The organism is Lysinibacillus sp. RC79 (genome assembly GCF_041262405.1).
In the GTDB taxonomy this organism is placed as follows: Bacteria; Bacillota; Bacilli; order Bacillales_A; family Planococcaceae; genus Lysinibacillus.
On the sequence record NZ_JBGCCD010000003.1, the window covers coordinates 15,464 to 41,091 of the forward strand.

A 25,628-nucleotide genomic window follows, 5' to 3' on the forward strand; every position below is an offset into this window, starting at 1 on the left:
AAATGGAGCTATAAACGTGGAATATGAGGGATTCTTATATTCGCGTTATGAGAGTACCATCAACTTCCGCAGAAGATTTATGTGACATCTCTCCCATCGAGTTATTAATAATTTTTAAATCTATATATCAATGTGTTTTACTAAGAATGCTTTACTCATATAAATAGTTAGGGTGCATCTTGTTGATGGATGCCTTCAATCTTGCGTAAATGTGGGTGATTGAAATGGTGTATGAGTGGAATGTTTTGAGGGCGATTGCCTGCTTATCGATTGTGTTATTACACGCTACAACGAATACGGAGACTATGAATGGTTACATTGAAAATCCGTACTATCAATTTTTTAGATTACTTTTATGTTTCGCGACGCCAACTTTTATTTTATTGTCTATTATAATTTTAGCAAAACGCTATCAAGCTGAGCTGCCTCCTAAATTTTTATGGCGTCGACTTCAATTTGTTTATATTCCATTTGTAGTAGCAGGTATTTTGTATGCGGCAAACGCAACACTTCATTATGATGAAAGCTTTTGGGATGCGCTGTATCGTCATATTATCTTAGGAGATTTTTCAGGGTGGTTTGTCGTGACAATCTTTCAGTTATACATCCTGTTCTTTATCATAAAAAAATATCAGCTATCAAGTGTGTGGCTAACCCCCATGTTGTTTACACTCGGTATTTTATATAGGACTCTCGTAAATCTGAATGTTGATTTTATTATAGAGAACGCTAATCTAATTCGTTTACTATTCGTCGGCTGGCTTCCTTACTTTGTAATTGCTTATTTAATTGGTACGTATTATCAATGGGTTGCCTCAAATATTATTAAGTACAAATTCGCAACGCTTGTTTTAGTTATTCTTTCGGCTTCCATATTAGCTATAAATTATTATTTAGGAGCCACCGAAATCACATCTAAACGATTAGATATGATGTTGCTGATCATTTCAATTACTTTATGCATTTTAGCATTTGGTCAAATTGTGCCGAAGCTAAAAATCATTAATTTAGTAAGTCAATATTCATTCGGGATATTTTTGATTCATTGGCTTGTTCAAGAATATCTAGTCCCATATACAGCACAAATACCTTCAACCTTTCTTCAAGTCCTTACGCTATTTCTATCGAGCTTGATTGTCTGTATATTCATTATAAAAATCATTTCGTTTTTGCCTTATAGCGCTTATCTGATTGGCAAGGCACACATCAAAAAGCCATCTCAGTAATGAGATGGCTCGTTGTAGAAAAATTATTGAGTTAATGAAATAAAGTATAGTTCTTCGGCAAAACGAGAGGTTGATTTCCGTTCCGACAGGGCGCTTTCCGGGGGGCGTCCAATCAACCACTTCACATAGCATGTATATTCTAGCAAGTCGCTCTAATTTATGACTATTTTGTTTTTCATCACTTTGAATCATCTCAGTAATGAGAGGGTTCAAAGCCTTTACGTTTATCAAATTTTCGCGCAACGAAAACTAACCCATAAACAAGTGGTGTTGCTACAATAGACGCAAAAAATTTAAACATATACTGTGTTATAAATAATGTCAACAACACTTTAATTGGCATTATTCCATAAAAGGCTATCGTAATAAATAATGCCGTATCGATGAGTTGGCTTAGCATCGTAGACGCATTGTTTCGAAGCCAAAGCTTTCCGCTTCCATGCTTTTCTTTAAATTTACTAAATATGACTACATCCAAATTAACGCTGACCGAATAGGCTACAAGACTTGCAATAATGACACGCATACTGCCGCCGAGAATTGTCTCAAACTCCTGCTGATGAACAAAGGCTTGTGCAGGTGGTAGTGCAATGGCAATAGCAATAAAGCATGCCGCAAACACTTGTGCCATAAGCCCTGTTCTGACCGTGCGACTACCCGCTTCCTTGCCATATACCTCGCAAATTACATCAATCAGCGGATACGTGAAAATGATTAAAATTGCCGCGGCCGGAAGCATCATCCATTCGCCTATACTAAACACTTTAACAGCTAAAACATTAGCTAAAATTAAAAAGCCAACAAACAATCCATTTAAATAGTAAAGCATCAGCGATTATCTACCTTTTCCGGATACATATCGTGATTCATCAAACGATGCTCCGCCATTTTTTCATATTTTGTGCCCGGGCGACCATAGTTACACCAAGGATCAATGGACAAGCCACCACGCGGTGTAAACTTGCCCCATACTTCAATATAACGTGGCTCGATCAGTTTAATTAAATCATTCATGATGATGTTAACACAATCCTCATGAAAGTCCCCATGATTACGGAAGCTAAATAAATAGAGCTTTAATGATTTACTCTCTACTAGCTTTTTATCTGGAATAAAAGAAATATACATTGTCGCAAAGTCAGGCTGCCCTGTCATTGGGCATAGACTCGTAAATTCCGGGCAATTAAACTTCACAAAAAAATCGTTTTTCGTATGCAAATTATCGACCGCTTCAAGTATCTCTGGTGAGTATTCAAATAAATATTTTGTATTTTGGTTGCCAAGGAGTGTTAAATCCTGTAATCCTTGCTCTTCATTTCTTCCTGCCATAAAAATGCCTCCTCAAATTGTGAGAAGTCCATTATGCGTGAATCCTAATAAAAAAAAATCGCCATATCCGCATTTTTGGGATATGGCGTAGATGACGTCATCCATAGTTTTTTATAGAGGGTATGCGCTATGAACCTCTTTCTTATTCGCTAGTTATATTAACTTAAAGAATGCATTCAGTCAACTAATTTTTTCATAATATGGAATTGACAAAAATATCCTGACGTTATATAGTTAGTTACATAAGTAATTAACCAATCAACACAAGGAGGTGGATTGTGATTCACTCTTTAAACAATGAAAAGCCCATTTTCCAACAAATTCGCGAACGAATAGAGGATGGAATTTTAGATGGACACCTACAACCCGAAGATCGCATTCCATCCACAAATGAATTTGCAAAGGAATATCAAATTAATCCTGCAACAGCTGGAAAGGGCGTGAACGAATTAGTGGACAAAGGCGTAATTTATAAAAAACGCGGAGTCGGCATGTTTGTTAGTACTGACGCTCGTGAGATATTAATTGCGGAGCGTAAGGAAAATTTTTTCAAGCAACATATTGAGCCATTGAAAAAAGAAGCAATAAGATTAGGTATTTCGGATGAAGAATTACAAAATATGTTTCAAAGGAGTTAACCTATGAAAATTGAAGTGAAAAATGTTAGTAAATCATATCAACATAAGGAAGCTTTAAAAAATATAACTTTTACAATTGAAGGACCTAAAATTATTGGATTTTTGGGCCATAATGGCGCTGGTAAAACAACATTCTTAAACTTATTATCAGGGCTTATTGCTTCAAATAATGGGAACATCTCTGTCAACGGAGAAAATGTTTTCAATGTACCTTTAACTCTACGTGATATTTGTTTTGTTGCAGAGAGTGGAAATTTCCAAGAGGAAATGACTATTGCACAAACGTTAAAGGCGAATAGCTTCTTTTATCCTAAATGGGATAAGAATCTTGCAATGGAGCTACTAGAAGTTTTTGCTCTAAATCCAAAAGATAAGGTTCGCAGTTTATCAAAAGGAATGGTGTCTGCGTTAGGCATTATCACAGGCTTTGCGAGCCATGCAGGAATTACGATTTTTGATGAACCTTATATCGGACTTGATGTAGCTGGCCGAAATACTTTTTATGATTTATTGATTGAACAACAAACCGAAAATCCAAGACTTTTTATTTTGTCTACACATTTAATTGATGAGGCAAGTAAGCTATTTGAAGAAATACTTATTTTACACGAAGGACAATTACTGCTTCAGAAAACAGCAGAGGAATGGCATGAGCATATTGTTGCAGTAAAAGGTAGTCCTTCTGATGTTGAGCAGGCAATTAATGGTCTAAAGAGTATTTATAAGCATACGTTTATGCAGGAGCTAACTGCAATTGTCTTCACTGATGGTCAATCCATTGAAGGACAGAATATTATGCTTGAACGTGTTTCATTACAAGATATGTTGGTGTATTTAAGTAAACAGCAGAAAGCGAGGGCTATTAAATGAATACAGTAAAGGGTAGTTTGTATGTATTATTTCAAAGCTATAAAAAACAAATTATAACTTTTTGGTGCATTTTATTTTCAATCGTCCTATTTTCGCTTTTCATAGATACTTTTTTTGAACTGCATATTTATTCTTTTTCCATCATGATTTCTATACCTGTTTATATCTTTTCCAGTGTCATGGCAGCAAAGTTACTAAATAAAACCTTGTCTTATTTTTTAAGGCTTGGTTTATGTCGCTTGCAATTTATGTTCAATGTGGGGCTCTTTTTCATCTGTTGGAGCTTAGTAGGTGCCTTCATAATTGGTTGTACACAAAAAATAATTACTTTCGTTTCCAACATATTCATTATTCATCCTATTTTATTTTTTAATAATTCCCCATCATTTTTACAAACGATGGCATTGGATACTGTTTTACTGCTTTTCTTCCTAACAGCCGGCCTTTTGATGAATGTTGTCTTTTATCGCTTAGGAACTATTGGTGGTTACAGTTTTATAGGGTTACTAGTCTTAATTCCAATTGTTACAATCATTTTCAAGTGGTATTCTTCTTTATTTGACCTACTATCAAATATATCTACCTTTACTCTTTTAAGTAGTTTATTAGTTTTTAGTGTATTACTCTACTCAATCATAACAATGGCGATTCGAAATGCTTCTGTCAATGCAGCATAATTCTAGAGGCTATTCGGAATACTTTCAAAAAGAAAATGATGCCAAGCCCACATTAATGGCCTTGGCATTTTTTATTATCCATGTTCATCCTCTTGCGTTGTATAGTCAATGGAATTGGCAATGTCGACTAAAACTTCAGGTGTCACCTTATTTGAAACCCTCTTGTCAATCCATAGCATATATTGCCAATATTCTCTTTCAAAAGCAAGTACATTGAAACCTGATATCTCCATATAAATTGAAGTCGTTCCGTTTTTCAATTCGAATGTCTTTACTATACTTTCCTTTTTAGATGGGTACTTAAACTGAATAGGTCGAACCGTTATTTTATAATGATGCTCAGGAAGTTGATTATTAATAAATGTAACTTCAAAAAAATCGTTCATGTCACCATCAAGATTATTAAACCGACCAAAATGATGTGTAAAACTAATAGGCGGTACTCGAAGTGGTAGCTTTAGTCCTTGATGAAAGTGCCGTTCAAAATCAGAGGCAGCTGCTTCAACCGTTTTATAGCCTATTTCAGGATAAATTTCTTCATAAGGACTGAGCGAATCATTTATATAGGCATCACTTGGTTGAGAAAATAACAAATAGGAACTTAAGCAGAGAGAAAAAATTCTGTCCATTTTATCACCTCAGTATCACTTTAAGTGTAGTTTTTCCCAACTCACTGAAATTATGTGTCAAGTTGTATTCTGTTCTCTTTATTCTTTTTAAGACGCAATTTAGATAAAGAAAAAAGCAATTGTTCACGTTAGTAAATTCGAACAACAATTGCCTTTTTAGTCTAAAAGAGTATGTGTGCAACTAATGCTGCGATTGGTAGTGAAATAATCGTACGTATTAAGAAAATAACAACTAGATCTAAAAATTTCAGTGGAATTTTTGTACCTAAAATAAGGCCGCCAACTTCAGACATATAAATAAGTTGTGTCACAGAAACGACAGCAATCACAAATCGAGTAGAGTCAGCCTCAATTCCTGCTCCCAAAATTGAAGGTAAGAACATGTCAGCAAAGCCAACAACCATCGTTTGTGCTGCTTCAGCTGCTTCTGGTAAACCAAGTACTGTTAAAATAGGTTCAAACGGCTTTCCTAAAAATGCAAAAATATTAGTGAATTCAGCAAGCATTAGAGCAACCGTACCAAATGCCATAACAATCGGTGCTACACCAACCCATAAATCCAAGACATTTCTAGTTCCATCTTTCAAAAATTGGCGTGGGTCACGATTGGCGTGCGCAACGGCTAAAGCATTTTCTAAGCCATGAGACACAGAATTATAGCCTTCTGGTAACTCTTCACGTGATAAATCTACTGGTGTACCGTCGATATAAGTATCTTCTTTGTTAGCAAGCGGAAAAATTCGCGGCATAACGATCGCTAACACAAGACCGCAAAGTACAACCGTTAAGTAATATGGAATAAAATAGCGTGACAAATGCACTGTATCTAATACTACGATACAGAATGTGATAGATACTACAGAGAAGCTCGTTGCAATAATGGCTGACTCTTTTTTCGTATAGTTCCCCATTTCATATTGCTTACTCGTCATCAGAACACCAATTGTTCCATCACCAACCCACGAAGTAAGTGCATCAACCGATGAACGACCTGGGCTTTTAAAGAGAGGACGCATGATTTTTACCATCATCGTTCCGAAAAATTCAAGCAAACCGAAATTTGTTAAAAATGGTAGTAGTAGACCTGCAAATAAGAAAATCGTAAATAAAAATGTTACTAAACCATCGTCTGGGTTCATTAATAATCCACCAGTATTTTCATTATTAATCGCCGATGGTCCAAAATCAAAGACAACCATTGAGGCAAATACTAAGCCGATAACTCTTATAATTGTCCAAAACCAATTTACATAAAATAATGTATATAATATACTAGGCTCTTTTGTATTATTTCGAGGAATTAATTTGGCAATGAGTGATCCAATTGCCGAAATCGCAAACATAATTATAGTAAAATAACTAATAACCGGAGCAACAAAACCAGCTAGTAAATTTGCTAAAATAGCAATTGGAACTTTCCATCCATCTTCCGTTAAAATTGGTGTCATAAATAATAGGACACCAATAAGAGACGGAATTATGAAGAAAAAGTATGTAGAAGTAGGATATTTTTTCATCATTTAAAGCCTCATTTCTTTAGGTTTTTTCGAAGTTTTATACATCAAGCTTGTTAGGTACTGTGAAACCACCAAGAAATGTATATCTGTATAAATGTTTCATTCATCAATCTGGCATTTACGAGCAGTTCATGAAGGATAAAATAAAAAAACATTCCTTTAAAAAGTAATAAAGGAATGCCCAAACACTACTTTTTATAATTAACATCCGCAATGCAAAATTTTTATGCATTAAGTCTTATAGAATAATCACTATCATTCATTTTTATGAACTTAAAAAATATCGTAAACCTACAATACATCGGTTAATTCTACAACAAAATGCATTTTTATTCAATCTAAATTTTAATATTATTATTATTCTCTGCTAATAATATCTGCATTTCTTCTTTGCACTATTACTTTTCAACAAAGCTCAATTTTACAGTAGCTGAAGTCTAAAAGAAGTTGAAATTTGGCGAAACTCTCCATTAATCATACCTATTTTAATTACCTAAGAGATTTAACCAGCCCTTAATAGGCATACAAATAGACCATATTGTCTTTCATCTCATATGTTAATTATGAACCACAACTTATCAAAACAGGAGGTTTTACCATGGATAGACGTATGCATCATATGCAACATATGCAACATATGCATCATATGCATCACCATCATCATGCAAAAGGTCCACATTGTTGTCCACCGATTACATGTCCAACTCAATTTGAGCCACCACATTGTTGTCCACCAGAGGAATTTGTACGCACTAACTACATCCATACAGTTGTACCACATATACAGCCAGCACATGTAACAACAGTTAATAAACATATGATTGATCATCAGTATCATTTCCCATGCACTGAGTCTGTAGTGAATGAATGTTGCGAAACTCATACACTTTGTGAAATGCCACCTGAACCTTGCCATATGCCGCATCATCACCACCACCATATGGGACATCATCACCATCACATGGACCATCATCATATGGGTCATCATCATATGGGCTATTAATAAATATGCGATGAGGTTAAAAATACCTCATCGCATATTTTTCAATAGCACTCTCTTATGAAAATGCCTATTTCTATCATTTACTATTTACGCTCATTTCATAAGAAAAACCGAGCACCTTTACTAGGTACTCGGTTAATATTTTTAATACATTTTTAAATATTGATCGCGTTCCCATTGGTGTACTGTTGTACGATACATGTCGAACTCGATTTCTTTTGCTTCTTTAAAGTTTGCATAAATATGCTCACCTAAAGCTGCTTGAGCTACTTCATCTTTAGCAAGTAATGCTAAAGCATCATCAAGTGCTGGTGGTAAGTTTGCGATACCATTCGCTTTACGCTCTTCATCAGACATCACGTAGATGTTTCGATTAATAGCAGCTGGTGGTGTTAAGTTTCGACGGATCCCTTCAAGACCAGCTTCTAAAATAACAGCCATCGCTAAATACGGATTAGCAGATGGGTCCACAGAGCGTACTTCTACACGAGTTGAAAGACCACGTGCTGATGGGATACGGATAAGTGGTGAACGATTTTGAGCTGACCATGCTACATAACATGGCGCTTCATAACCCGGTACAAGACGTTTATAAGAGTTAACTGTTGGGTTTGTCACAGCTGTGAAGCCTTGAACGTGAGCAAGGACACCTGCCATGAATTGCATTGCTGTTTCAGAAAGACCTATTTCAGTAGATTCATCGTAGAATGCATTCTCTTTACCTTTAAATAACGAAACATTGAAGTGCATGCCAGAGCCAGCTTCACCGAATAATGGTTTTGGCATAAATGTAGCATGTAGACCGTGTTTACGAGCAATTGTTTTAACAACTAATTTAAACGTTTGGATATTGTCACAAGCTGTAATTGCATTTGCATATTTAAAGTCAATTTCGTGTTGTCCAGGAGCTACCTCATGGTGAGATGCTTCAATTTCGAAGCCCATTTCTTCTAGCTCTAATACGATATCACGACGGCAGTTTTCGCCAAGATCAGTTGGTGCTAAGTCGAAGTAACCACCGTGGTCATTTACTTCTAATGTCGGTTCACCTTTTGCATCTAATTTAAATAAGAAGAATTCTGGCTCAGGCCCTAAATTGAAGCTTGTAAAGCCCATTTCTTCCATTTTCTTAAGGATACGTTTTAAGTTGTTTCGTGGGTCACCAGCAAATGGCTCGCCTTTAGCAGTGTATACATCACAGATGAAACGTGCTACTTTTCCTTTTTCAGAAGTCCAAGGGAACACTACGAAAGTATCCAAGTCAGGATATAAATACATATCTGATTCTTCGATACGTACGAAGCCCTCAATAGATGAGCCATCAAACATCATTTTGTTTTCTAGAGCTTTATCTAGTTGGCTTACAGGAATCTCAACATTTTTGATTGTGCCAAGAATATCCGTAAATTGTAGACGTATAAAGCTTACGTTTTTTTCCTCGATTAGACGTTTAATGTCCTCTTTTGTGTATTTACCCACAGATTTCCACACTCCTATAAATTGTCTAGCTTTTTTATCATTACCCTACTCTATTAATAAAGAAATGAATGATGTTGCCTTTTATTAATAGAATCGGGATAAATCCCCACGTCGGATGGATGATTTTTGCATGCGTTGCGCTTGACGCACTTCTTCACGCATGATGTGACGTAATTCTGAGTCACTTAAATCACGTTCATCTGTTGAAACAGGTTCATTCTTTTTAGCGAACAGCTTTTTAATTTTCGCCATGTTCATACCCTGATCCAAATAATCTTTAATTTCCAGCAGTGTATCGACGTCATTTAATGAAAACATTCGACGGTTGCCTTCTGTTCGGTGCGGCTCAATTAAATGGTGTTCTTCATAATAACGAATCTGACGTGCCGAAAGCTCTGTCAATTGCATTACGATATTCATAGATAATAACGGCATAGTTCGTCTAATTTCACGACTCATTTAAGTCCCCTCCAATACCTGCTAATAATATAATGAAAAATTTACACTGTCAACCGTTCATGTAAGGTTTCCTAACATGCATTAAAATATTTTTTTGAAATGATGAAAAATTGTAAAAAACTAAACTTAATATCCTAACGTGGGGTTGATTTCCGTTCCGGCTTGGCGCTTTCCCCGGGGCGTCCGATGAGCTGCTAATCCCCAAGGAGTTGTCAAGTCTCCACACCAATCAACTTATATAAATAGGATACGTATCTTCAACTTTTCGTCCATAAATAGAAAACTATATTCAAAATGGAAGTTTTGAATAGTTTTTCGTTACCTATTTTTGGATTTTTTGAACAGCACTACAAATAGCAAATTTTACGTGCTCGTATGTTAACCCACCTTGAATAAATGCTGTAAATGGCGGACGAATAGGACCGTCTGCTGTAAGCTCAATGCTTGAACCTTGAATGAAAGTTCCAGCTGCCATGATGACATCATCTTCATAGCCAGGCATATACGCTGGCTCAGGTGCATAATGCGCATTGATTGGTGAGTTCGCTTGAATTTCACGACAAAAAGCAATCATTTGTTCCGCCGTTTGGAAAGAAACCGATTGAATTAAATCCGTACGATTAGCATCATACCTTGGTGATGTATTCATGCCTATTTCCCCCAACATAGCAGCAGTAAAAATGGCACCTTTTAATGCTTGAGATACAACATGTGGAGCAAGGAAAAATCCTTGATAGAAATCACCAAGCGTATTTAATGTTGCTCCTGCTTCAGCACCAATACCTGGTGATGTCATACGATAAGCACATTTCTCTACTAAATCTGCACGACCCGCAATATAACCACCAATTTTCGCTAAGCCTCCACCAGGATTTTTAATGAGCGAGCCTGCTATTAAATCAGCCCCAACCTCTGTTGGTTCCTGTGCCTCAACAAATTCTCCGTAGCAATTATCGACGAAAATAACTGCATTCGGTGCTAATCCACGGATCTTTGCACACATTTCTGCAATTTGCGAAATGGTAAAGGATGGGCGCGTTGCATAGCCCTTCGAACGTTGGATAGCAATCATTTTTGTGTTTGCTGTAATTGCAGCTGCAACACCTTCCCAATCGATCTCTTGATTATCGATTAAATCCACATGGCTATAACCGATTTTATAATCTTTTAACGAGCCAGTATCCTTATCGCCACCATCGACTATTGATTGCAATGTATCATACGGCTGCCCCGAAATATAAAGTAATTCATCACCAGGACGTAGCACTCCGAATAAGCTAAGTGTGATTGCATGTGTACCAGAAATAATTTGGGGACGTACAATGGCAGCCTCCGCTCCAAAGACCTCTGCATAAACTCGTTCTAGATTGTCACGCCCCTCATCATCATAGCCATAACCATTAGACGGGTGCAGATGATAATCACTTACTTGATGCTTTCGGAATGCAGCAAGCACTTTTTGTTGATTGAAGAACGCCATGTCTTCTACCTTTGCATGAAAAGGGCGTACCTTTTCTTCTATTTTAGCAGCTAATGCTAGTGTTTCTTCTGATAAATTCGTTGTAAAAGTCATTATGTTCTTCTCCATTTCACATTTGTTCAAATCCTATCTTAACAATTTGTGAGCTTGCCTGCAAAATTTGCTTGTGTTTCTAATTGCATTTTGGCGCTAAGCTAAATTACAAACTACATCTATTTTTTCTGCTATAATAAGATATTTAATTAGGTATGTTGATTAACCATTTTTATACATCCGAATTAATTCAAAGAGGCTGATTTCCGCTACGGGCTACTCGCTTTCCTGCGGGCGAGCGTCGAGCCGCTTCCTCCGCTGCGCTCCGTGCAGGGTCTCGTCTGCCTCGCTTTCCCGCGGGAGTCGAGTAGCCCTACGCTACAATCAGTTAAAATGGGAATATAATAGCAAAATAGAAACAAAAAAATCCTTTATCGCTCAATAATAAACCTATTTTTTCCTGATCAATACTCTTGACATTTAATATCTGATAATTCTAAATCATAAGTCGATGATTTCCTTTGTAAATACTCTTAGATACAAAAAAGGAGACTTTAATGATTCCTAGTATGGAATCTAATTTAAAACTACATGAAATGATTTATTCACTTAAGGGGTGAAAGGGTTGGCTTGGGAGGTTTTTAGTATCATTGGAACAATTGCCTTTGCTATTTCCGGGGCAATAATTGCAATGGAGGAAGAATACGATTTATTCGGTGTTTATATACTCGGTATCGTAACTGCTTTCGGCGGTGGAGCTATACGAAATCTACTCATAGGTTTACCTGTAACAACGCTTTGGGGTCAGGATATGATGTTCCAAATTGCCATTGCAGCCATCACAATTTTTTTCTTATTTCCACATCGACTCATTCAGCATTGGCATCGTTGGGGCAACTTCACTGATGCTATTGGATTATCGGCATTTGCGATTCAAGGTGCCCTTTATGCTGTGAAGCTCGACATGCCTATTAGTGCCGTTATTGTAGCTGCTGTCTTAACAGGGTCAGGTGGTGGAATTGTTCGCGATTTATTAGCTAGACGTAAACCGTTAGTTCTTCGTGATGAAATCTATGGTGTTTGGGCAGCGCTAGCCGGGCTTATCATCGGACTTCAACTATTTTCAGGGGATATCTTTTTATTTGTATTATTTGGTGTGATCACTGTACTAAGAATACTTTCATATATGAAGAAATGGCGTTTACCGTTACGGAGGTTGAATTAGCTTTAATATATAAAAAAGCAAGAAACTAGTATGTTTATAAAAGAGGAGGTGTCAGATTTATAATAATTTGAAACTAACTATCAAAATGATTTACAACCCGTACTTTAAATATTAAACAGCAAAATAATTGTGTACTGAGACATCCTTTATTTATCTAAAGGATACCCACAGTACACATCGCAATAGTTCATCGACTAATCCATTAATGAAAGGAGGTCAACATCCTTTCATTAATGCAAGTTTCTTAAATGCAACTATAATACGTCACCATTTTTCAGCTAACAGTTTCTGAAAAGAAGTTGACTTTTTTACTTTTAACATATAAAAAATCGAAATTAGTATAAAGAACAATAATGAAAAACTAGTAACTAATAAAATATTTATAAATGATACTTGCATTGGTAAATAGAAAGTTGCTGATTTTGAAAGTTCACCAAAAAGCAATTTACCCAAAAGTAAGAAATAAGGTATCGATATCGCAATACCTATTATTAAAGGATATATATAACCGATAATTGAAACACGATTAATTTCAGTATTTTTATATCCCATTGACTTAAGTAAAAGAATATTTTTTTCCCCTGTTTTTATTGCAATGTATATGGAAATGCATAATAATATTCCACCAAGTATTAATCCTAAAGATAACATAGCACCTGATATAATTTTATAATTTTCAAAATGAAGTTTTACTGCTTCTTTTTGTTCTTTTTGTACAAATGTTTGAATAATATTTTCTTTGTTTATAATTGGTTTTTCTATACTATAAAAACCACTATAAAAATCTAACTTTTCAGAAAATACATTTTCATAATATTTTTTAGAAGTGTACATCTCATTTCCTTGTAAATCTAAATTAACTCCTGCTATTTTAATACTTATATTTTTTTTGTTGTCATAAATTTTTATCTTGTCGCCAACTTCAAGATTATATTTATTTGCGAACCACTTGTTAATAATTACCCCTTGTTGAAGTTTATTGTTTATACCACTATTTGTTTCGTAATCATAGAAATGAATATATTGATTCTTTTTATCGCTTTCAAGGGCGATCAAAGTTATATCATCACTTATTTTATTTTTGGCGTCTATCTTCATATTTCTTATAAAATATCCTTGCGCATCTTCTATATTAGAAATATCAATATTATTATTTAATATTGAATTGTATTCATACGTATATTGTTTTTCTAATGCATTAGCCATTTGGTCTGGAAAGCTTGCCATTCCCATACTCATTAGAACTTGAACACCTAATGCAAACCCAGAAAAAATTACTATACAAAAAACAAATAAATTTCTAAAAATAAATTTGTTACGTAAATCACTTAAAAATTTCTTTCTAGCAAATAACTTCAATAAAATTCTTTTAATTAGGTTATTTTTTACTTGACTAGTCTCATGAATAAGTTGAATTGAGTTCTTTCTCAGTAACAAGAAAATAATTGAAAATGAGAAAACTAAAACACCTATAAAAAAAATTGCCATAACAGAAAAACTTAAAAATAAATCAATTTTTTTATTAAGGTATGGGGCTAATAAATCACTATTCATTACACCAAATATTTTATTATTAATAAAGTTAGTTATTAGAATGCCTAAAGAAACAGGAATAACCAATAAAAAGGAGATTGGAGAAAAACTTAAAACTATCTCTAAATTTTTATATCCGACTGCCTTCAATACACCATAAATTTTTAAGTTATCTTGAATCATTTTTATTATAACCATCGCTAACATTATGCCAACAATAGATAATAACATTGTTACAGTGACACCAATAATTATTTTATTCATCGATATTTTTAAATCTAGTGTATTAATCTCGGTATTATTCTTCTTGTCTATTTTATATTCAATCTCTGAGCTAGGAATTTCTCGAGGACTATTTGTCCATATTCCAGCATAATAAGATTTTTCTGGTGCATCGAATAAATTATATTGCTCGTCATTTAAAGAAATAATGACAGATGTTTCTGGTTTATAAATTTTATAACCTGAAATACTCATATTAGGATTAATTAAACCTGGAAAACTCGCAATACCGGACACTTTATATTCTTTTTCTTCAATATTAAAAGAGCTTCCTATACTTAAATCTCTTTTTTTAGCTGTATTTACATCAATAACTACTTCGTTATCCTTTACAGCCATCTCACCTTCTAAAAAAAGGAATTTATTAATTATTTCATTATTTTTAATAACTCTATAGTTTTTTCCGTTTGATTCAAAAAATTTAGATTGTTGTAATTCACTTTTAAATCCATATTTTTTTTGTAACTCATCTATTCTTTCATGATAAACATCACTATATAAAATATTGTGCTCTAAAAGGATCTGATTGAAGTCTTTCTCTTCAAATTCTTTAGGGCTAATTTCGTATGTTGAAACTAAATTATTGATATCATCCTTATTCAATTTAGGTAAAAAATTAAAATCTTCTTGTTTCAACATTTGATACTTTTCATTAACTGTATCCAGATTATCATTTGTAACAAACAATGAAAAAGCGATTAAACTTGTGATCAAAATCATAAAATTAATGGAAATAAACAGGAATTTATTATACTTAAACAAATATTTTATTGAATGTTTATTTAACATTTAATCACCACACTATCTTTTCAATAGTTAATGGATTTTCAACAATTTTTATAGAATCAATTTCTCCATCAACCATATTAATGATCTTGTTGGATAAATTCGCCAACTCTACATTATGTGTAATTAAGATTAAAGTAATATTATTTTCTCTATTCATTTTTACTAGTAAATTCATAATCATTTTAGCTGTAGAACTATCAAGTGCACCTGTTGGTTCATCACAAAAAATTACTTTAGGATTTTTTATTATTGCACGTGCAATGGCTACACGTTGTTTTTGTCCTCCAGAAAGTTGGCTTGGATATTTATCTTTATGCTCTAATAAACCTACTTTTCCTAAAATTTCATCAATAGAACTTTTGGAGGGACTAAGGTATTGCCCAACCTTTACATTCTCGTAAACCGTAAGCGTCGGCAATAAATGATACTCCTGGAAAATAAACGAGACGTTTTCTCGTCTAAATTTCACCATTTTTTTTTCATTAGATTTGTTAAAATCTTTTCCAAAGAATTCGACTTTTCCTTGAAAATCTAGGTCAAGACCCCCTAAAATATTTAGAAATGTGGACTTTCCTGAACCAGAAGGGCCTAGAATTGTTACAAATTCGCCTGTATCAATCTTTAAATCAATTCCTTTTAATACTTGGTTAATTATTTCACCGTTTTTGTAAGATTTACTTAAACCATTTATTAAATACATTTTATCCACCTTCCAAATTTCAAACACAATTTTTGAAATGATTGTATTTTTCCAAAAAAACTATAGCCAATCTAAACCTCTCAAAAAAATTTTGAAAATGGTAATCCTTGTATGACTACAACCGCACCAGCCGATTGTTGTGAATGAGTTATTGTAAGTAGAAAGTCAACCTGTTGGTATTCAGGAAAAATCATCTCTATTGATTTTAGGTACTTTACCTCAGGTTTGCCTAAAGAATTAGAAATAATTTCTATATCTTGAAACCCTACATTTTTTGCAAATCCTGTCCCAACAGCTTTCGCAAATGATTCTTTAGCAGCAATTCTACCAGCAACCCATTCTATTTTACGTTTTTCGTTCTTTAATTTTTCAAATTGTTTTCCTTCATTATCTGTGAAAAATAATTTTTTCAAATCTGAATTATTTCTTTCTAATAAATTTTTAATTCTATCCAAATCGATTAAATCAAAACCAATGCCAATTATCATTTTGCACTTCCCATACTTTTCTTACTTAAAATTTAAATCTCCTTAATCCTACCCCCAAAAATACCACTGCAAACCCCAATATGATAACGACTTGTAAAGTTATCTCAGAAATACCAGAATTACTTACCATCAAATCTTGGAAACCGCTTAAAGCCCATGTTTGCGGCATAAATAATGATATTTTTTTAAAAACATCTCCTACAATATCAATTGGCCAATATACCCCACCTAACATCGAAGTTGAAATAATAATTAAACTACCTATTGCCTGTTGTTGCTTTACAGTTTTTACAAAGCCACCAATCATTAATCCTAATCCAATAAAAGTAATGATTAACAATGAGGCGAATATAATAGCTCCCCAAACATTCCCCCATGTAACTCCAAATATAAAGGCGCTTACCAACATTAAAATACCAAACTGAAACCATCCAATCATAAAGAAAGCTAATATATATCCAATAAAAATGGTAATTTTCGAAGTAGGAGTAGTCATCAACCTTCCTAAAGTACCCTCTGTACGTTCATCAAGTAAAACTGCTGACGAAGACATAAGTGTGAACATTAAAAACATAATTGCAAACCCTAATGAGTTTCGATTAATTGCTTTTTGTTTTTCAACGATCAATCCATCCCCTAAAATGTCTCTTTTTACAATAGACCGATTAGAATTTATATTTTCAACAACTTTCGATAAATTATTTACCGATTCATGGTTACTAAAGTTTTGTTCTATTTCATAAATGGTCCTAAGTTGTTGATATGATGCTATAATATCATTCTTTATTTCAGGAGATTCTTGTTTCAAGGTTAAAATTAATTGTTCCTTTTCATCTCCATTTATTATTCCTTTTTGAAAGCCTTCAGGAATTATTAAGACACCTTTAGTATTATCTTTATCCATTAATTTTTTCGCTTCTGTTTCGTTCTTATTAAGCCAGACAACAGAATGATTATTTTCTAGCAATTTTTGATATTCTTTAGATATTGTCGTTTTATCTAAATCTACAAGTATCATTGATAAAGAGGAATTCTTCTCATCTCCATAAGTCCCATTTAAAAATCCAAAAATAAAGGAGAAAGCAATGGGCATTATAAACATCAAAAGTAAAGAACCACGCTTTCCTAAAATTAATTTAAATTGTTGTCTTGCAACATACCATACTTTACCCAAGATTCTCTCCCTCCCTTTTCGAAAGTCTAATATAGCCTATGCTAAATGTAAGAAGACCTATACATAGTAGAATAATTATCTCGAAAACTATATCACTGCTATTCTTACCTCCCATTAAATCTAAAATTCCGTTTAAGGCCCAATAGTTAGGCGTGATATAAGCAGCGTATTGTAATTTCTCTGGAAAGGATTGAACAGGTATCATGCTCCCCCCCAGTAAGACCATAATTTGTACACCTACTCCACGAAAAATGTTTACCATTGTCTGTGTTGTAATAAAAGTTGTTAGGAAGATAACAATGCCTCCAATTCCAAATATATAGGCAATTATTAAAAGAAATAAACCTTCAATATGGTCCCCCCAAGTTATATCAAAAATATAGGAAGTCCCTAAATATAAAATGATGAATTGAAGTAAACAAGTAACTGTTGTACTTAACCACTTTCCAGTTAAATATGACGGTAAACTTAAAGTGGCCGTTCTTATCCTAGAATACGTTCCTAATTTCTGTTCTTCAATTATTGAGCTAAGGCCAGACATACCAGTCAGCAAAATAAACATGACACTTATTCCAGCTGCATAATATTGAAATGAAGAAACTGTCTTTCTATCTTCAAAACTACTATTCTTTTTAAATAAAATCTCTGAAATATCTCGATTTTTTTCATCAAATCCGTTTTGTTGGAAATTTACAGGTTGTAAATCAATATCGGAATTTTCTGATGCGATTTTATAAGCTTCTTCTATGAGATTCGCACCCTGAAGTACTTGATTGAATACCTGTTCAGTAATTTTACCTTGAAGTTCTGATTTTACATTATGCTGTACAAAGATAGGATTCGATTTTGTAATTTGTTCAGGGATTAATACCATTACTGGAATTTCTCCACTTTCCACTTCGGCTTTAGCTTCTTGTTTATTCATTTCTTCGATATGAATAAATTTTTCAGCATTTTCCTTGACTTGTTTTAATAATTTTTCATTTTGTTGATTTGGGTCGTGTACAACTGCTACAGTAAATTTTTCTATAGTAGAGTTATCTTCAAAAGTACCTGCTAAAGCATTACCTAATATTAAAATCAATACCAATGGTGTAATAATTAAAATTAATAATGCCTTCCAATCAAAAAAAGTTAATTTTAAATCTTTTATTGCTATCCAAAATATTTTCATTAAGTTCCCCCCAATTAATCCCTAAGGGATTTCCCAGTTATTTGGAGGAAGCAAGTTTCTAGATTTGGATAAAGAATATCAATTGTTGCAAGACTTTCTTCCAGATTTCTAACAGCCTCTAATATTTCTATTAAAGTTTGATGAACATTCTCAGTGCTAATCATCAATTTATTCGATTCAATTTCAACTATTCCAGGTACGGTCTGAGTTATACCTCCTAATAAACCTTCATTATAATTCTGAAGTGAAAAAAAGACTTTTGACTCATTCCCAATTTGAAGAATAACCTCTTTAATGGTTCCCTGCACAATTAATTTTCCATGATCTATTATGCCAATTCGATCACATAAATATTCAACTTCCTCCATATAATGAGACGTGTATATAACTGTCATACCGTTACTATTTAATTGCTTAATAGTCTCTAAAATATGGTTTCTTGACTGCGGGTCAATACCAACTGTAGGTTCGTCCATAATAAGTAGTTCAGGTTCATGTAAAATAGCTGCTGCAATATTTATTCTTCTTTTCATACCGCCAGAAAAAGTACTAATTTTTTCATTAGCTCTATCATCTAAGCCCACTAATTTTAAACATTCAGCTACTCTTTCCTTTAATTCCTCTCCGCTTAAATTATACATTCTTCCCCAAAAAAGCAAATTATCCTTGGCACTTAACGCTGAATAAAGAGCAATATCTTGAGGAACTATTCCTAAAAGCTTTTTTAATTTTGCATTATCTCCAAGGATATTTTCACCATCAAAAGTGATTGAACCTTTTGTAGGTTTTATCAATCCACAAATTATACTGATTAAAGTAGTTTTCCCTGCACCATTTGGCCCGATTAAGCCATACACTTCTCCTCTTTTAATATTGAGGGTGAGATCACTAATTATATTTACATTGGTAAAAGATTTAGTAAGATTCTTTATTTCCAGAATGTCAGTCATATTACTTCACCTCTTTATATTCACTTACTATTTTTTGTGATAAGTTTTCTGCCTCTAAGAATCCACCGTATACCCCAAAATTAGGTCCCCACTGTCCGGTAATAAACAGACCTTTTATGCCAATACCAGCTACAAGTGCATTTGTACGTAAACTTTGGATTGGTGTACGGTCCCATCCGAAAACTGAACCCTCATCATTTAATGTATACTTTTCAAAAGTTTTTGGAGTTGCCAACTCTATACTTTTAATATGTGATACTACTCCAGGTGAAATGAATTCTGCAATTTCTTTTAATCTACATATTTCTGTTTCGTCATTATCATAAAAACCTTCTCTAGTTAGAATTGTCATTAACATTATATGTCCATTATTAGGTGATAAAGTGGAATCTATTTTAGTAGGAAAACATGTTAATGTGATAGGAACGATTTTACCCTGATGAATATCTGAACGATAACATAAATCTTTATCCCAGTTTTGTGCATTCCAACTTGGAAAATAACTTTTATCGCTGACTTCAGGACTATAAGTAGGTGCTAGAGTTACATATAACCTCAGAGCAGAAGGGCCAGTAGCTAATTGTTCTAATCTTTGGCCAAATCGAATATTAACATCATTTTGATTTAGCATTCTATATGTTTGCTTTATGGAAATTGCAGAAACTACATATTTCCCTTTTATTATTTCTAATTTATTTTCTCTATCCCTAACTTTAACCCCTACTATTTGTGAATTTTCTGTTATTATTTTTTCCACTTTAGTATTTTTTAATAGCCGTCCTCCGTGTTCTTCAATCGTTTCAATCAGAAGTTTCGGTAACTTATAAGTTCCACCTTTTACATAATAGGCACCTTCATTATAAGAGGCCAGTAAACTTGCCATTGTGAAGGCAGAACCATTTGCAGATATTCCACCGTAACCTGGACCAAGTGCAGATAAAATTCCTAATACTTTTTTATTAGGGATTTTTGAAAGAATATACTCTGCAAAGGATTTTCCACTCCACATTCTAAAGAAATTAACAATTTTGTTTTGATCGTTTCTTATTAATGCAGTACTAAATGACTTTAAATCATCCATTACTACCTTAATCCCCATAGATTCCCTAGGAAAATAATCAAGTAACACATCTTCCATTTCATTTAAAGAAAAAGGGATATTAATCTTATCTTCTCCATAAATCCCTAGTATCGGTTCGCTGGATATAACTTCTATCTTCTCTCGAACCTTAAGTTTACGCAACAATCGATCTATAACATCATCTGACTTGAATCCCCCAATATGGTGTGCGCCTATATCAAAATGATAACCTCCACGCTCAAATCCACCTGCGTATCCTCCTACAGTATCACTCTGCTCTATGATCCATACACATAAACCTTCACTAGCTAAATTTGCTCCCGTTGCCAACCCTGCTATGCCTGCTCCAATAATAATAATATCCGGACCCTTTATACTCATGAATTTAACACTTTCATCGTCTTAATTTTTTGCAAAAGTTCTAGAACATAATTAAACTCTTTAATAAAATCATCGCAATTTTTTTTAGTAAATGTTAGTGTAGGAGCTAAAACAACAGCATTGGTTCCTGCCGCATGTACAAGTATCCCTCTTTTAGATAATAGGTTGGTAAATAGCATTGAGATTGGCCATTGATTTGTTATGGGGCCAGAGCCTAATTGGTCTGACAATTGAACTCCTAACATAAGTCCCTTACCTTGTATATCAATTATTCCTTCTTTATCTTTAAATTCTAATAATCGTGAAAGTAAATATTCGCCTATTTCTGCTGCATTCTGGATTAACTTTTCCTCTTCTATAACTTGAATATTAGCAATTGCTGCTGCACATGCGACTGGATGTCCACTCGTAGTAAATCCGTGCACAAATTCTTTCCCAGAATCAACCTTCCCTAAAAAACACTCAAATATTTCAGATTTAACCATAACTGCTCCCAAAGGAAAATAACCACTAGTTATACCTTTAGCGAGTAACATAATGTCAGGCCAGATTCCCGAATGCTCAGCAGCAAACATTTTACCAGTTCTCCCAAAGCCAGTTGCAATTTCATCACTTATCCAGATAATTTCATATTGATCACAAAGTTTCCTAATTTCCTGCCAATATAAATCAGGAATTATTCCAATGCCTTCAGAAGCCTGTATTGGTTCAGATATAAATGCAGCTATTGTATCGGCACCTTCTTTTAATATCAATGTTTCAAAATCTTTAACACAAGAAACAATCCATTCTGTTTCAGATATATTTGCAGGTTTCTGAAACAGATCGGGGGATGTTGTTTGAATACAACCTGGAATTAAGTCCCCAAATGGTCTTTTATCATAATCTATTCCACAAACACTAATCGCACCAAATGTACTCCCATGATATGCATTTTTTAAACTAATAAACTTGCATTTTTTTGATTTTCCTTTGTTATAAAAATACTGTCTAACCATCTTCATCGCAGTATCTGTTGATTCTGAACCACTATTAGTATAAAAAACATGAGGATATCGATTTCCAGTCAATTCAGACAGTTTTTTAGACAATTCTATTGCTGGTCCGTTTGTCGTCAAAAATAAAGAAGTATTATCCAACTGTTGAAACTGCTTATTTATTGCATTAATTACTTTAGGATGCCCATGACCAATATTTACATTCCATAAAGATGAATTAGCGTCTAAATAGTTTTTTCCCTCTTGATCCGTAAGAATATTTCCTTCTGATTTTTCAATAAGAGTATACATTTGTTTCAAATACACATCCATTTGATTCCAACAATGCCATACTCGTGAAGCATCAATATACGAATATTTCATCAGTAAGAATCGCCTCCTTTATCTTGCAGTATAGCCGCCATCTGCCACTAATACTGACCCATTCATTGTATTACTTGCAGAGGATACTAAAAAAAGTGCAGATTTTGCTATATCTTCAGGCTCTAATTCCCCAGTTGGTAATCCCCTCATTAAATCGACCCAATCTCTAGCATTCCCTACTTGTTTTAATATGTTTTTAAACATATCTGATTTCATCATTCCAGGGCATAAACAATTAGCACGTATATTTTTTCTTCCATAATCTAAAGCTATAGATTTAGTCAATTGAATTACCGCACCTTTGGAAGCATTATATGCAGCTAAACGCGGAGCACCTACAAGTCCAAAATGCGATGAAATTGTAACTATTCTTCCATATTCTTGAGCTTCCATAATAGGTAGTACTTCCTTGCAGCTAAGGTATACTCCCAGAACATTTACATCAAAAACATTTTGCCAATCAGATATCTTCGTATCAGTTACAGCACCTGCTCGTACAATTCCCGAACAACATATCATATTTTCAATACTACCGAATTGAGTTACTCCTAAAGAAATGGCTTTTTCTAAATCTATTTCACTCGTTACATCACCCACAAAGGCAATAGCATTTGTACCAATTTCCTCAGCTAAATTAACGATATTTTCATTCTTATCAAATAAGATCAAATTTGATCCTTGTTGAGCAAATAACTTGGCACAGGCAGCTCCTAATCCTCCATAAGCTCCCGTAATAAAAGTTGTATGTCCTTTTAATGTAAACATATAATCCCGCCCTACATTTAACTAAATATACCTCTAACTCAATAAGCCTCCGTCAACCACAATTGTTTGTCCGACAATATAACTAGCATCATCTGAGGCGAGAAAAGCAACCACATTAGCAATTTCCTCTGGCCTTCCAAATCGCTTTACGGGGATAGTTTCTTTATATTTTTCTTTTAATTCATCTGTTAACTTATTTAACATATCTGTTTCAACATACCCTGGTGCAACTGCATTTACACGAATCTTCTTAGCAGATATTTCTTTTGCTAACGAATGGGTTAAACCAATGATACCTGCCTTTGCAGCGGAATAATTTGTTTGACCAGCAACTCCAATAAGGCCACCTACTGAAGTTATATTGATAACAGACCCATTTTTTTGTCTAATCATTGTGGGCAACACCTGTTTAGTTATGTAAAATAGTCCAGTTAAGTTTGTGTCAATTACATCATTCCAAGCGTCTTCCCCCATCATCATTAGATAACTATCTCTTGTCACACCTGCATTATTCACTAAAATATCAATCCTACCAAAATCATCTAATACAGATTTTATAAAAGACTTTATTTGCGATAAACTTTTTATATCTAATTGATACGCTTTTATATTAATTCCATTTTGTAAAAATTCTTTAGTCGTTTTCTCTGCAGCTTCTTTATCAGAGTTATAAGTGAAAGCAATCTCTGCGCCTTCTTCAGCGAGCTTTTTTACAATTGCTTGACCAATCCCTCTTGATCCACCGGTAATAATTGCTACCTTCCCTTTTAACCTCATGTCCTACCTCATTTCTAATTAATTTTCACTTGACCATTTTCGATAAAATAATACTTGAAAGATTCCCTCCAACATCAAAACTATTTATTAAAATATTTTCAATAGACATTTTTTTTGATTCTGTTACTACATTTAATTGAATTTCACTATCTGGTTTAGAGTACCCAGCTGTTTTTGGTAATAATTGATGATTTAAACTGAGAGCACCTATTATGAATCCAATAGAAGCTGAAGCACCTATTGTCTCTCCAATAATACCTTTTCCAGATGTAATAGGAATATCCTTTGCGTATTTACCAAACACATTATGAAAAGCTAAAGCTTCAGCCAAATCTCCATAACGTGAACCGCTCGCTGAAAAAATAACAGCATCGATATCTTTTGGCTCTAAGTCTGCATCTAATAAAGCTGAAAGCATTGAATTTTCAAACGGCTTACTATCCATTGGTGCTAACGCCCTCTCCGGGCTTACCTCTGAAAAAGCACCTCCATATCCTTTTATTTCACATAGAATTGGTGCATCACGTTTTTCCGCATGATCAAGCTCTTCAACAATAACAACTCCAGCTCCTTCACGAATTGAAATACCGTCACGATTCAAGTCTAAAGGTCTACATATAGTTGTTTTATTAAAGTCATCTTCAGTTGTATATCCAAGCTCTTTATATGATTTTGCAACATCTGCATGATATTCTTCTACTCCTCCAGCAATAATTGCATTTGCTTTTCTCATACAAATCAAATCATATGAATATCCAATACTACTGCTTCCCATTAACATGGTACTTACTCCTTTAAGTCCTGTATTCATACATACTTGACCAATACAAGCGTTTGCTACAGTTCTTGTAAAAACAGTTGGACTTGTGAAATCAGAACCACTAGTTAATAGTTTTCTAGCAAAGGCTTCGTTACTTTGCAAAGATCCATATACAGTACTAAAAACAGTCCCAATTTTCTCAACATTCAGTTGAGTTAAGTCCATTTGACTGTTTTTTATCGCCATTAAGGTAGCCTGTAAAGTTAAACGAGAAAATCTATCCATTCTATTTACTGTTCTCATATTAGCCAATGAAGGTAATTCAAGAATTATATTTTTTTCATCAACACATTCACCCTTGACAACATTATCCCAAAATTGCCCAATTTCAGTTCCTATACGAGATAATATTCCAGCCCCTGTTACTACAACTCGCACCATAAGTTCCCTCCTAATTAATTATTAACTCTTGTTAAAAAAATGTATTGTTTGAATAGATAATAATGCTTTATCTTTATATTCATAAACAATTTTACTTTTTTTAAAACTACCAAATGAACTTACAATTTCAGCTCTTATTTTCACTCCATCACTTGGAAATAATCCAAAAAAACTAAATTCAACATTCTCAATCTTCGAAAGATAAGCTTTACCATTTAACCCGTTAAGTCGCCATAAAATCTCTGCCGACTGTCCCATTGCTTCTAATACAATACTAACCATGGAAACCTTATCATCATTTACCCATATCTCATCATAATTTGGAATGGCAATAAGAGTGTTCAAGTCCAATTTTTGAATTGACTCTATCATCAACATGGGTTCTCTTTGCATTAAAATACTCTTTA

25 protein-coding genes are annotated in these 25,628 nt (G+C 33.9%); 6 read left to right on the plus strand and 19 right to left on the minus strand.

Annotation, left to right across the window (positions count from 1 at the left end):
• Nucleotides 1-224: 224 nt before the first annotated feature.
• A complete protein-coding gene (locus tag ABH968_RS03835) occupies nt 225-1,226 on the plus strand; it encodes an acyltransferase family protein (RefSeq protein ID WP_370042711.1) in 1,002 nt (333 codons plus the stop codon).
• 193 nt (nt 1,227-1,419) lie between these two features.
• Here the strand turns inward: ABH968_RS03835 and ABH968_RS03840 are convergent, their stop codons facing one another.
• Both ABH968_RS03840 and queF read right to left on the minus strand, forming a co-directional pair.
• Nucleotides 1,420-2,055: a queuosine precursor transporter gene (locus tag ABH968_RS03840; RefSeq protein ID WP_370042713.1), complete on the minus strand. Its 636-nt coding sequence runs from the start codon at nt 2,053-2,055 to the stop codon at nt 1,420-1,422.
• Nucleotides 2,055-2,555 carry a preQ(1) synthase gene (gene queF / locus ABH968_RS03845; protein WP_049668571.1) on the minus strand — a complete coding sequence of 167 codons (501 nt, stop codon included), beginning with the start codon at nt 2,553-2,555 and terminating at the stop codon, nt 2,055-2,057. Before queF ends, ABH968_RS03840 begins: the two co-directional genes overlap by 1 nt.
• A gap of 278 nt (nt 2,556-2,833) precedes the next feature.
• Between queF and ABH968_RS03850 the strand changes: the two genes are divergently transcribed.
• The 3 genes from ABH968_RS03850 to ABH968_RS03860 are packed head-to-tail and all read left to right on the plus strand — an operon-like array spanning nt 2,834 to nt 4,740.
• Nucleotides 2,834-3,193 (plus strand): GntR family transcriptional regulator, encoded by a 360-nt coding sequence (locus ABH968_RS03850; protein ID WP_370042715.1) that lies wholly within the window; start codon nt 2,834-2,836, stop codon nt 3,191-3,193.
• A 3-nt stretch (nt 3,194-3,196) separates the two neighbouring features.
• Nucleotides 3,197-4,063, plus strand: a complete 867-nt coding sequence (locus tag ABH968_RS03855; protein WP_370042717.1) for an ABC transporter ATP-binding protein — start codon at nt 3,197-3,199, stop codon at nt 4,061-4,063.
• The gene (locus tag ABH968_RS03860; protein ID WP_370042719.1) at nt 4,060-4,740 is read left to right on the plus strand and encodes a hypothetical protein; all 681 of its coding nucleotides are present in this window, start codon (nt 4,060-4,062) and stop codon (nt 4,738-4,740) included. Before ABH968_RS03855 ends, ABH968_RS03860 begins: the two co-directional genes overlap by 4 nt.
• A 74-nt stretch (nt 4,741-4,814) precedes the next feature.
• On the opposite strand, the gene ABH968_RS03865 is transcribed toward ABH968_RS03860, so the two are convergent.
• Nucleotides 4,815-5,369 carry a hypothetical protein gene (locus tag ABH968_RS03865; protein WP_370042721.1) on the minus strand — a complete coding sequence of 185 codons (555 nt, stop codon included), beginning with the start codon at nt 5,367-5,369 and terminating at the stop codon, nt 4,815-4,817.
• A 161-nt stretch (nt 5,370-5,530) separates the two neighbouring features.
• The gene (locus tag ABH968_RS03870) at nt 5,531-6,886 is read right to left on the minus strand and encodes a YjiH family protein (RefSeq protein ID WP_370042917.1); all 1,356 of its coding nucleotides are present in this window, start codon (nt 6,884-6,886) and stop codon (nt 5,531-5,533) included.
• A gap of 598 nt (nt 6,887-7,484) precedes the next feature.
• On the opposite strand from ABH968_RS03870, the gene ABH968_RS03875 reads away from it, so the two are divergent.
• Nucleotides 7,485-7,889: a CotD family spore coat protein gene (locus ABH968_RS03875; RefSeq protein ID WP_370042723.1), complete on the plus strand. Its 405-nt coding sequence runs from the start codon at nt 7,485-7,487 to the stop codon at nt 7,887-7,889.
• 144 nt (nt 7,890-8,033) lie between these two features.
• Here the strand turns inward: ABH968_RS03875 and glnA are convergent, their stop codons facing one another.
• The 3 genes from glnA to ABH968_RS03890 all read right to left on the minus strand — a co-directional run bounded on the left by glnA (nt 8,034) and on the right by ABH968_RS03890 (nt 11,400).
• Nucleotides 8,034-9,368 carry a type I glutamate--ammonia ligase gene (gene glnA, locus ABH968_RS03880; protein WP_370042725.1) on the minus strand — a complete coding sequence of 445 codons (1,335 nt, stop codon included), beginning with the start codon at nt 9,366-9,368 and terminating at the stop codon, nt 8,034-8,036.
• A gap of 84 nt (nt 9,369-9,452) precedes the next feature.
• Nucleotides 9,453-9,827: a MerR family transcriptional regulator gene (locus ABH968_RS03885; RefSeq protein ID WP_370042727.1), complete on the minus strand. Its 375-nt coding sequence runs from the start codon at nt 9,825-9,827 to the stop codon at nt 9,453-9,455.
• 322 nt (nt 9,828-10,149) lie between these two features.
• Nucleotides 10,150-11,400, minus strand: coding sequence for a methionine gamma-lyase family protein (locus tag ABH968_RS03890; RefSeq protein ID WP_370042729.1), 1,251 nt, complete (start codon nt 11,398-11,400; stop codon nt 10,150-10,152).
• A 565-nt stretch (nt 11,401-11,965) separates the two neighbouring features.
• Here ABH968_RS03890 and ABH968_RS03895 point away from each other — a divergent pair.
• On the plus strand, nt 11,966-12,565 hold the full coding sequence (locus ABH968_RS03895; protein ID WP_370042731.1) for a trimeric intracellular cation channel family protein: 600 nt from the start codon (nt 11,966-11,968) through the stop codon (nt 12,563-12,565).
• A gap of 264 nt (nt 12,566-12,829) precedes the next feature.
• Here ABH968_RS03895 and ABH968_RS03900 read toward each other — a convergent pair whose 3' ends face one another.
• The 12 genes from ABH968_RS03900 to ABH968_RS03955 all read right to left on the minus strand — a co-directional run bounded on the left by ABH968_RS03900 (nt 12,830) and on the right by ABH968_RS03955 (nt 25,614).
• Complete coding sequence (locus ABH968_RS03900) at nt 12,830-15,169, minus strand: FtsX-like permease family protein (RefSeq protein ID WP_370042733.1); 2,340 nt, start codon at nt 15,167-15,169, stop codon at nt 12,830-12,832.
• Between the two features lie 4 nt (nt 15,170-15,173).
• Nucleotides 15,174-15,869, minus strand: a complete 696-nt coding sequence (locus tag ABH968_RS03905; protein WP_370042735.1) for an ABC transporter ATP-binding protein — start codon at nt 15,867-15,869, stop codon at nt 15,174-15,176.
• An 80-nt stretch (nt 15,870-15,949) separates the two neighbouring features.
• Nucleotides 15,950-16,357, minus strand: a complete 408-nt coding sequence (acpS, locus tag ABH968_RS03910) for a holo-ACP synthase (RefSeq protein WP_370042737.1) — start codon at nt 16,355-16,357, stop codon at nt 15,950-15,952.
• 25 nt (nt 16,358-16,382) lie between these two features.
• A complete protein-coding gene (locus tag ABH968_RS03915) occupies nt 16,383-17,531 on the minus strand; it encodes an ABC transporter permease (protein WP_370042739.1) in 1,149 nt (382 codons plus the stop codon).
• Nucleotides 17,524-18,705, minus strand: coding sequence for an ABC transporter permease (locus ABH968_RS03920; RefSeq protein ID WP_370042741.1), 1,182 nt, complete (start codon nt 18,703-18,705; stop codon nt 17,524-17,526). Before ABH968_RS03920 ends, ABH968_RS03915 begins: the two co-directional genes overlap by 8 nt.
• A 14-nt stretch (nt 18,706-18,719) precedes the next feature.
• The gene (locus ABH968_RS03925) at nt 18,720-19,646 is read right to left on the minus strand and encodes an ABC transporter ATP-binding protein (protein ID WP_370042918.1); all 927 of its coding nucleotides are present in this window, start codon (nt 19,644-19,646) and stop codon (nt 18,720-18,722) included.
• Nucleotides 19,647-19,656: 10 nt separating this feature from the next.
• Nucleotides 19,657-21,117 carry a phytoene desaturase family protein gene (locus ABH968_RS03930; RefSeq protein ID WP_370042742.1) on the minus strand — a complete coding sequence of 487 codons (1,461 nt, stop codon included), beginning with the start codon at nt 21,115-21,117 and terminating at the stop codon, nt 19,657-19,659.
• Nucleotides 21,114-22,478 carry an aminotransferase family protein gene (locus ABH968_RS03935; protein ID WP_370042743.1) on the minus strand — a complete coding sequence of 455 codons (1,365 nt, stop codon included), beginning with the start codon at nt 22,476-22,478 and terminating at the stop codon, nt 21,114-21,116. Before ABH968_RS03935 ends, ABH968_RS03930 begins: the two co-directional genes overlap by 4 nt.
• Nucleotides 22,479-22,496: 18 nt before the next feature.
• The gene (locus ABH968_RS03940; RefSeq protein ID WP_370042744.1) at nt 22,497-23,243 is read right to left on the minus strand and encodes an SDR family NAD(P)-dependent oxidoreductase; all 747 of its coding nucleotides are present in this window, start codon (nt 23,241-23,243) and stop codon (nt 22,497-22,499) included.
• 33 nt (nt 23,244-23,276) lie between these two features.
• Nucleotides 23,277-24,020, minus strand: coding sequence for a 3-oxoacyl-[acyl-carrier-protein] reductase (gene fabG / locus ABH968_RS03945; protein WP_370042745.1), 744 nt, complete (start codon nt 24,018-24,020; stop codon nt 23,277-23,279).
• A 25-nt stretch (nt 24,021-24,045) separates the two neighbouring features.
• On the minus strand, nt 24,046-25,218 hold the full coding sequence (locus tag ABH968_RS03950; protein WP_370042746.1) for a beta-ketoacyl-[acyl-carrier-protein] synthase family protein: 1,173 nt from the start codon (nt 25,216-25,218) through the stop codon (nt 24,046-24,048).
• Nucleotides 25,219-25,242: 24 nt separating this feature from the next.
• Nucleotides 25,243-25,614: a hotdog family protein gene (locus ABH968_RS03955; RefSeq protein WP_370042747.1), complete on the minus strand. Its 372-nt coding sequence runs from the start codon at nt 25,612-25,614 to the stop codon at nt 25,243-25,245.
• Nucleotides 25,615-25,628 lie beyond the last annotated feature (14 nt).

What these genes read in the sequence shown, in the direction of transcription:
- ABH968_RS03835 (WP_370042711.1), top strand. Translation starts at nt 225, where the DNA reads ATGGTGTATGAGTGGAATGTTTTGAGGGCGATTGCCTGCTTATCGATT.
- ABH968_RS03840 (WP_370042713.1), bottom strand. Translation starts at nt 2,055, where the DNA reads ATGCTTTACTATTTAAATGGATTGTTTGTTGGCTTTTTAATTTTAGCT.
- queF (WP_049668571.1), bottom strand. Translation starts at nt 2,555, where the DNA reads ATGGCAGGAAGAAATGAAGAGCAAGGATTACAGGATTTAACACTCCTT.
- ABH968_RS03855 (WP_370042717.1), top strand. Translation starts at nt 3,197, where the DNA reads ATGAAAATTGAAGTGAAAAATGTTAGTAAATCATATCAACATAAGGAA.
- ABH968_RS03860 (WP_370042719.1), top strand. Translation starts at nt 4,060, where the DNA reads ATGAATACAGTAAAGGGTAGTTTGTATGTATTATTTCAAAGCTATAAA.
- ABH968_RS03865 (WP_370042721.1), bottom strand. Translation starts at nt 5,369, where the DNA reads ATGGACAGAATTTTTTCTCTCTGCTTAAGTTCCTATTTGTTATTTTCT.
- ABH968_RS03870 (WP_370042917.1), bottom strand. Translation starts at nt 6,886, where the DNA reads ATGAAAAAATATCCTACTTCTACATACTTTTTCTTCATAATTCCGTCT.
- ABH968_RS03875 (WP_370042723.1), top strand. Translation starts at nt 7,485, where the DNA reads ATGGATAGACGTATGCATCATATGCAACATATGCAACATATGCATCAT.
- ABH968_RS03885 (WP_370042727.1), bottom strand. Translation starts at nt 9,827, where the DNA reads ATGAGTCGTGAAATTAGACGAACTATGCCGTTATTATCTATGAATATC.
- ABH968_RS03890 (WP_370042729.1), bottom strand. Translation starts at nt 11,400, where the DNA reads ATGACTTTTACAACGAATTTATCAGAAGAAACACTAGCATTAGCTGCT.
- ABH968_RS03900 (WP_370042733.1), bottom strand. Translation starts at nt 15,169, where the DNA reads ATGTTAAATAAACATTCAATAAAATATTTGTTTAAGTATAATAAATTC.
- ABH968_RS03905 (WP_370042735.1), bottom strand. Translation starts at nt 15,869, where the DNA reads ATGTATTTAATAAATGGTTTAAGTAAATCTTACAAAAACGGTGAAATA.
- acpS (WP_370042737.1), bottom strand. Translation starts at nt 16,357, where the DNA reads ATGATAATTGGCATTGGTTTTGATTTAATCGATTTGGATAGAATTAAA.
- ABH968_RS03920 (WP_370042741.1), bottom strand. Translation starts at nt 18,705, where the DNA reads ATGAAAATATTTTGGATAGCAATAAAAGATTTAAAATTAACTTTTTTT.
- ABH968_RS03930 (WP_370042742.1), bottom strand. Translation starts at nt 21,117, where the DNA reads ATGAGTATAAAGGGTCCGGATATTATTATTATTGGAGCAGGCATAGCA.
- ABH968_RS03935 (WP_370042743.1), bottom strand. Translation starts at nt 22,478, where the DNA reads ATGAAATATTCGTATATTGATGCTTCACGAGTATGGCATTGTTGGAAT.
- ABH968_RS03940 (WP_370042744.1), bottom strand. Translation starts at nt 23,243, where the DNA reads ATGTTTACATTAAAAGGACATACAACTTTTATTACGGGAGCTTATGGA.
- fabG (WP_370042745.1), bottom strand. Translation starts at nt 24,020, where the DNA reads ATGAGGTTAAAAGGGAAGGTAGCAATTATTACCGGTGGATCAAGAGGG.
- ABH968_RS03955 (WP_370042747.1), bottom strand. Translation starts at nt 25,614, where the DNA reads ATGCAAAGAGAACCCATGTTGATGATAGAGTCAATTCAAAAATTGGAC.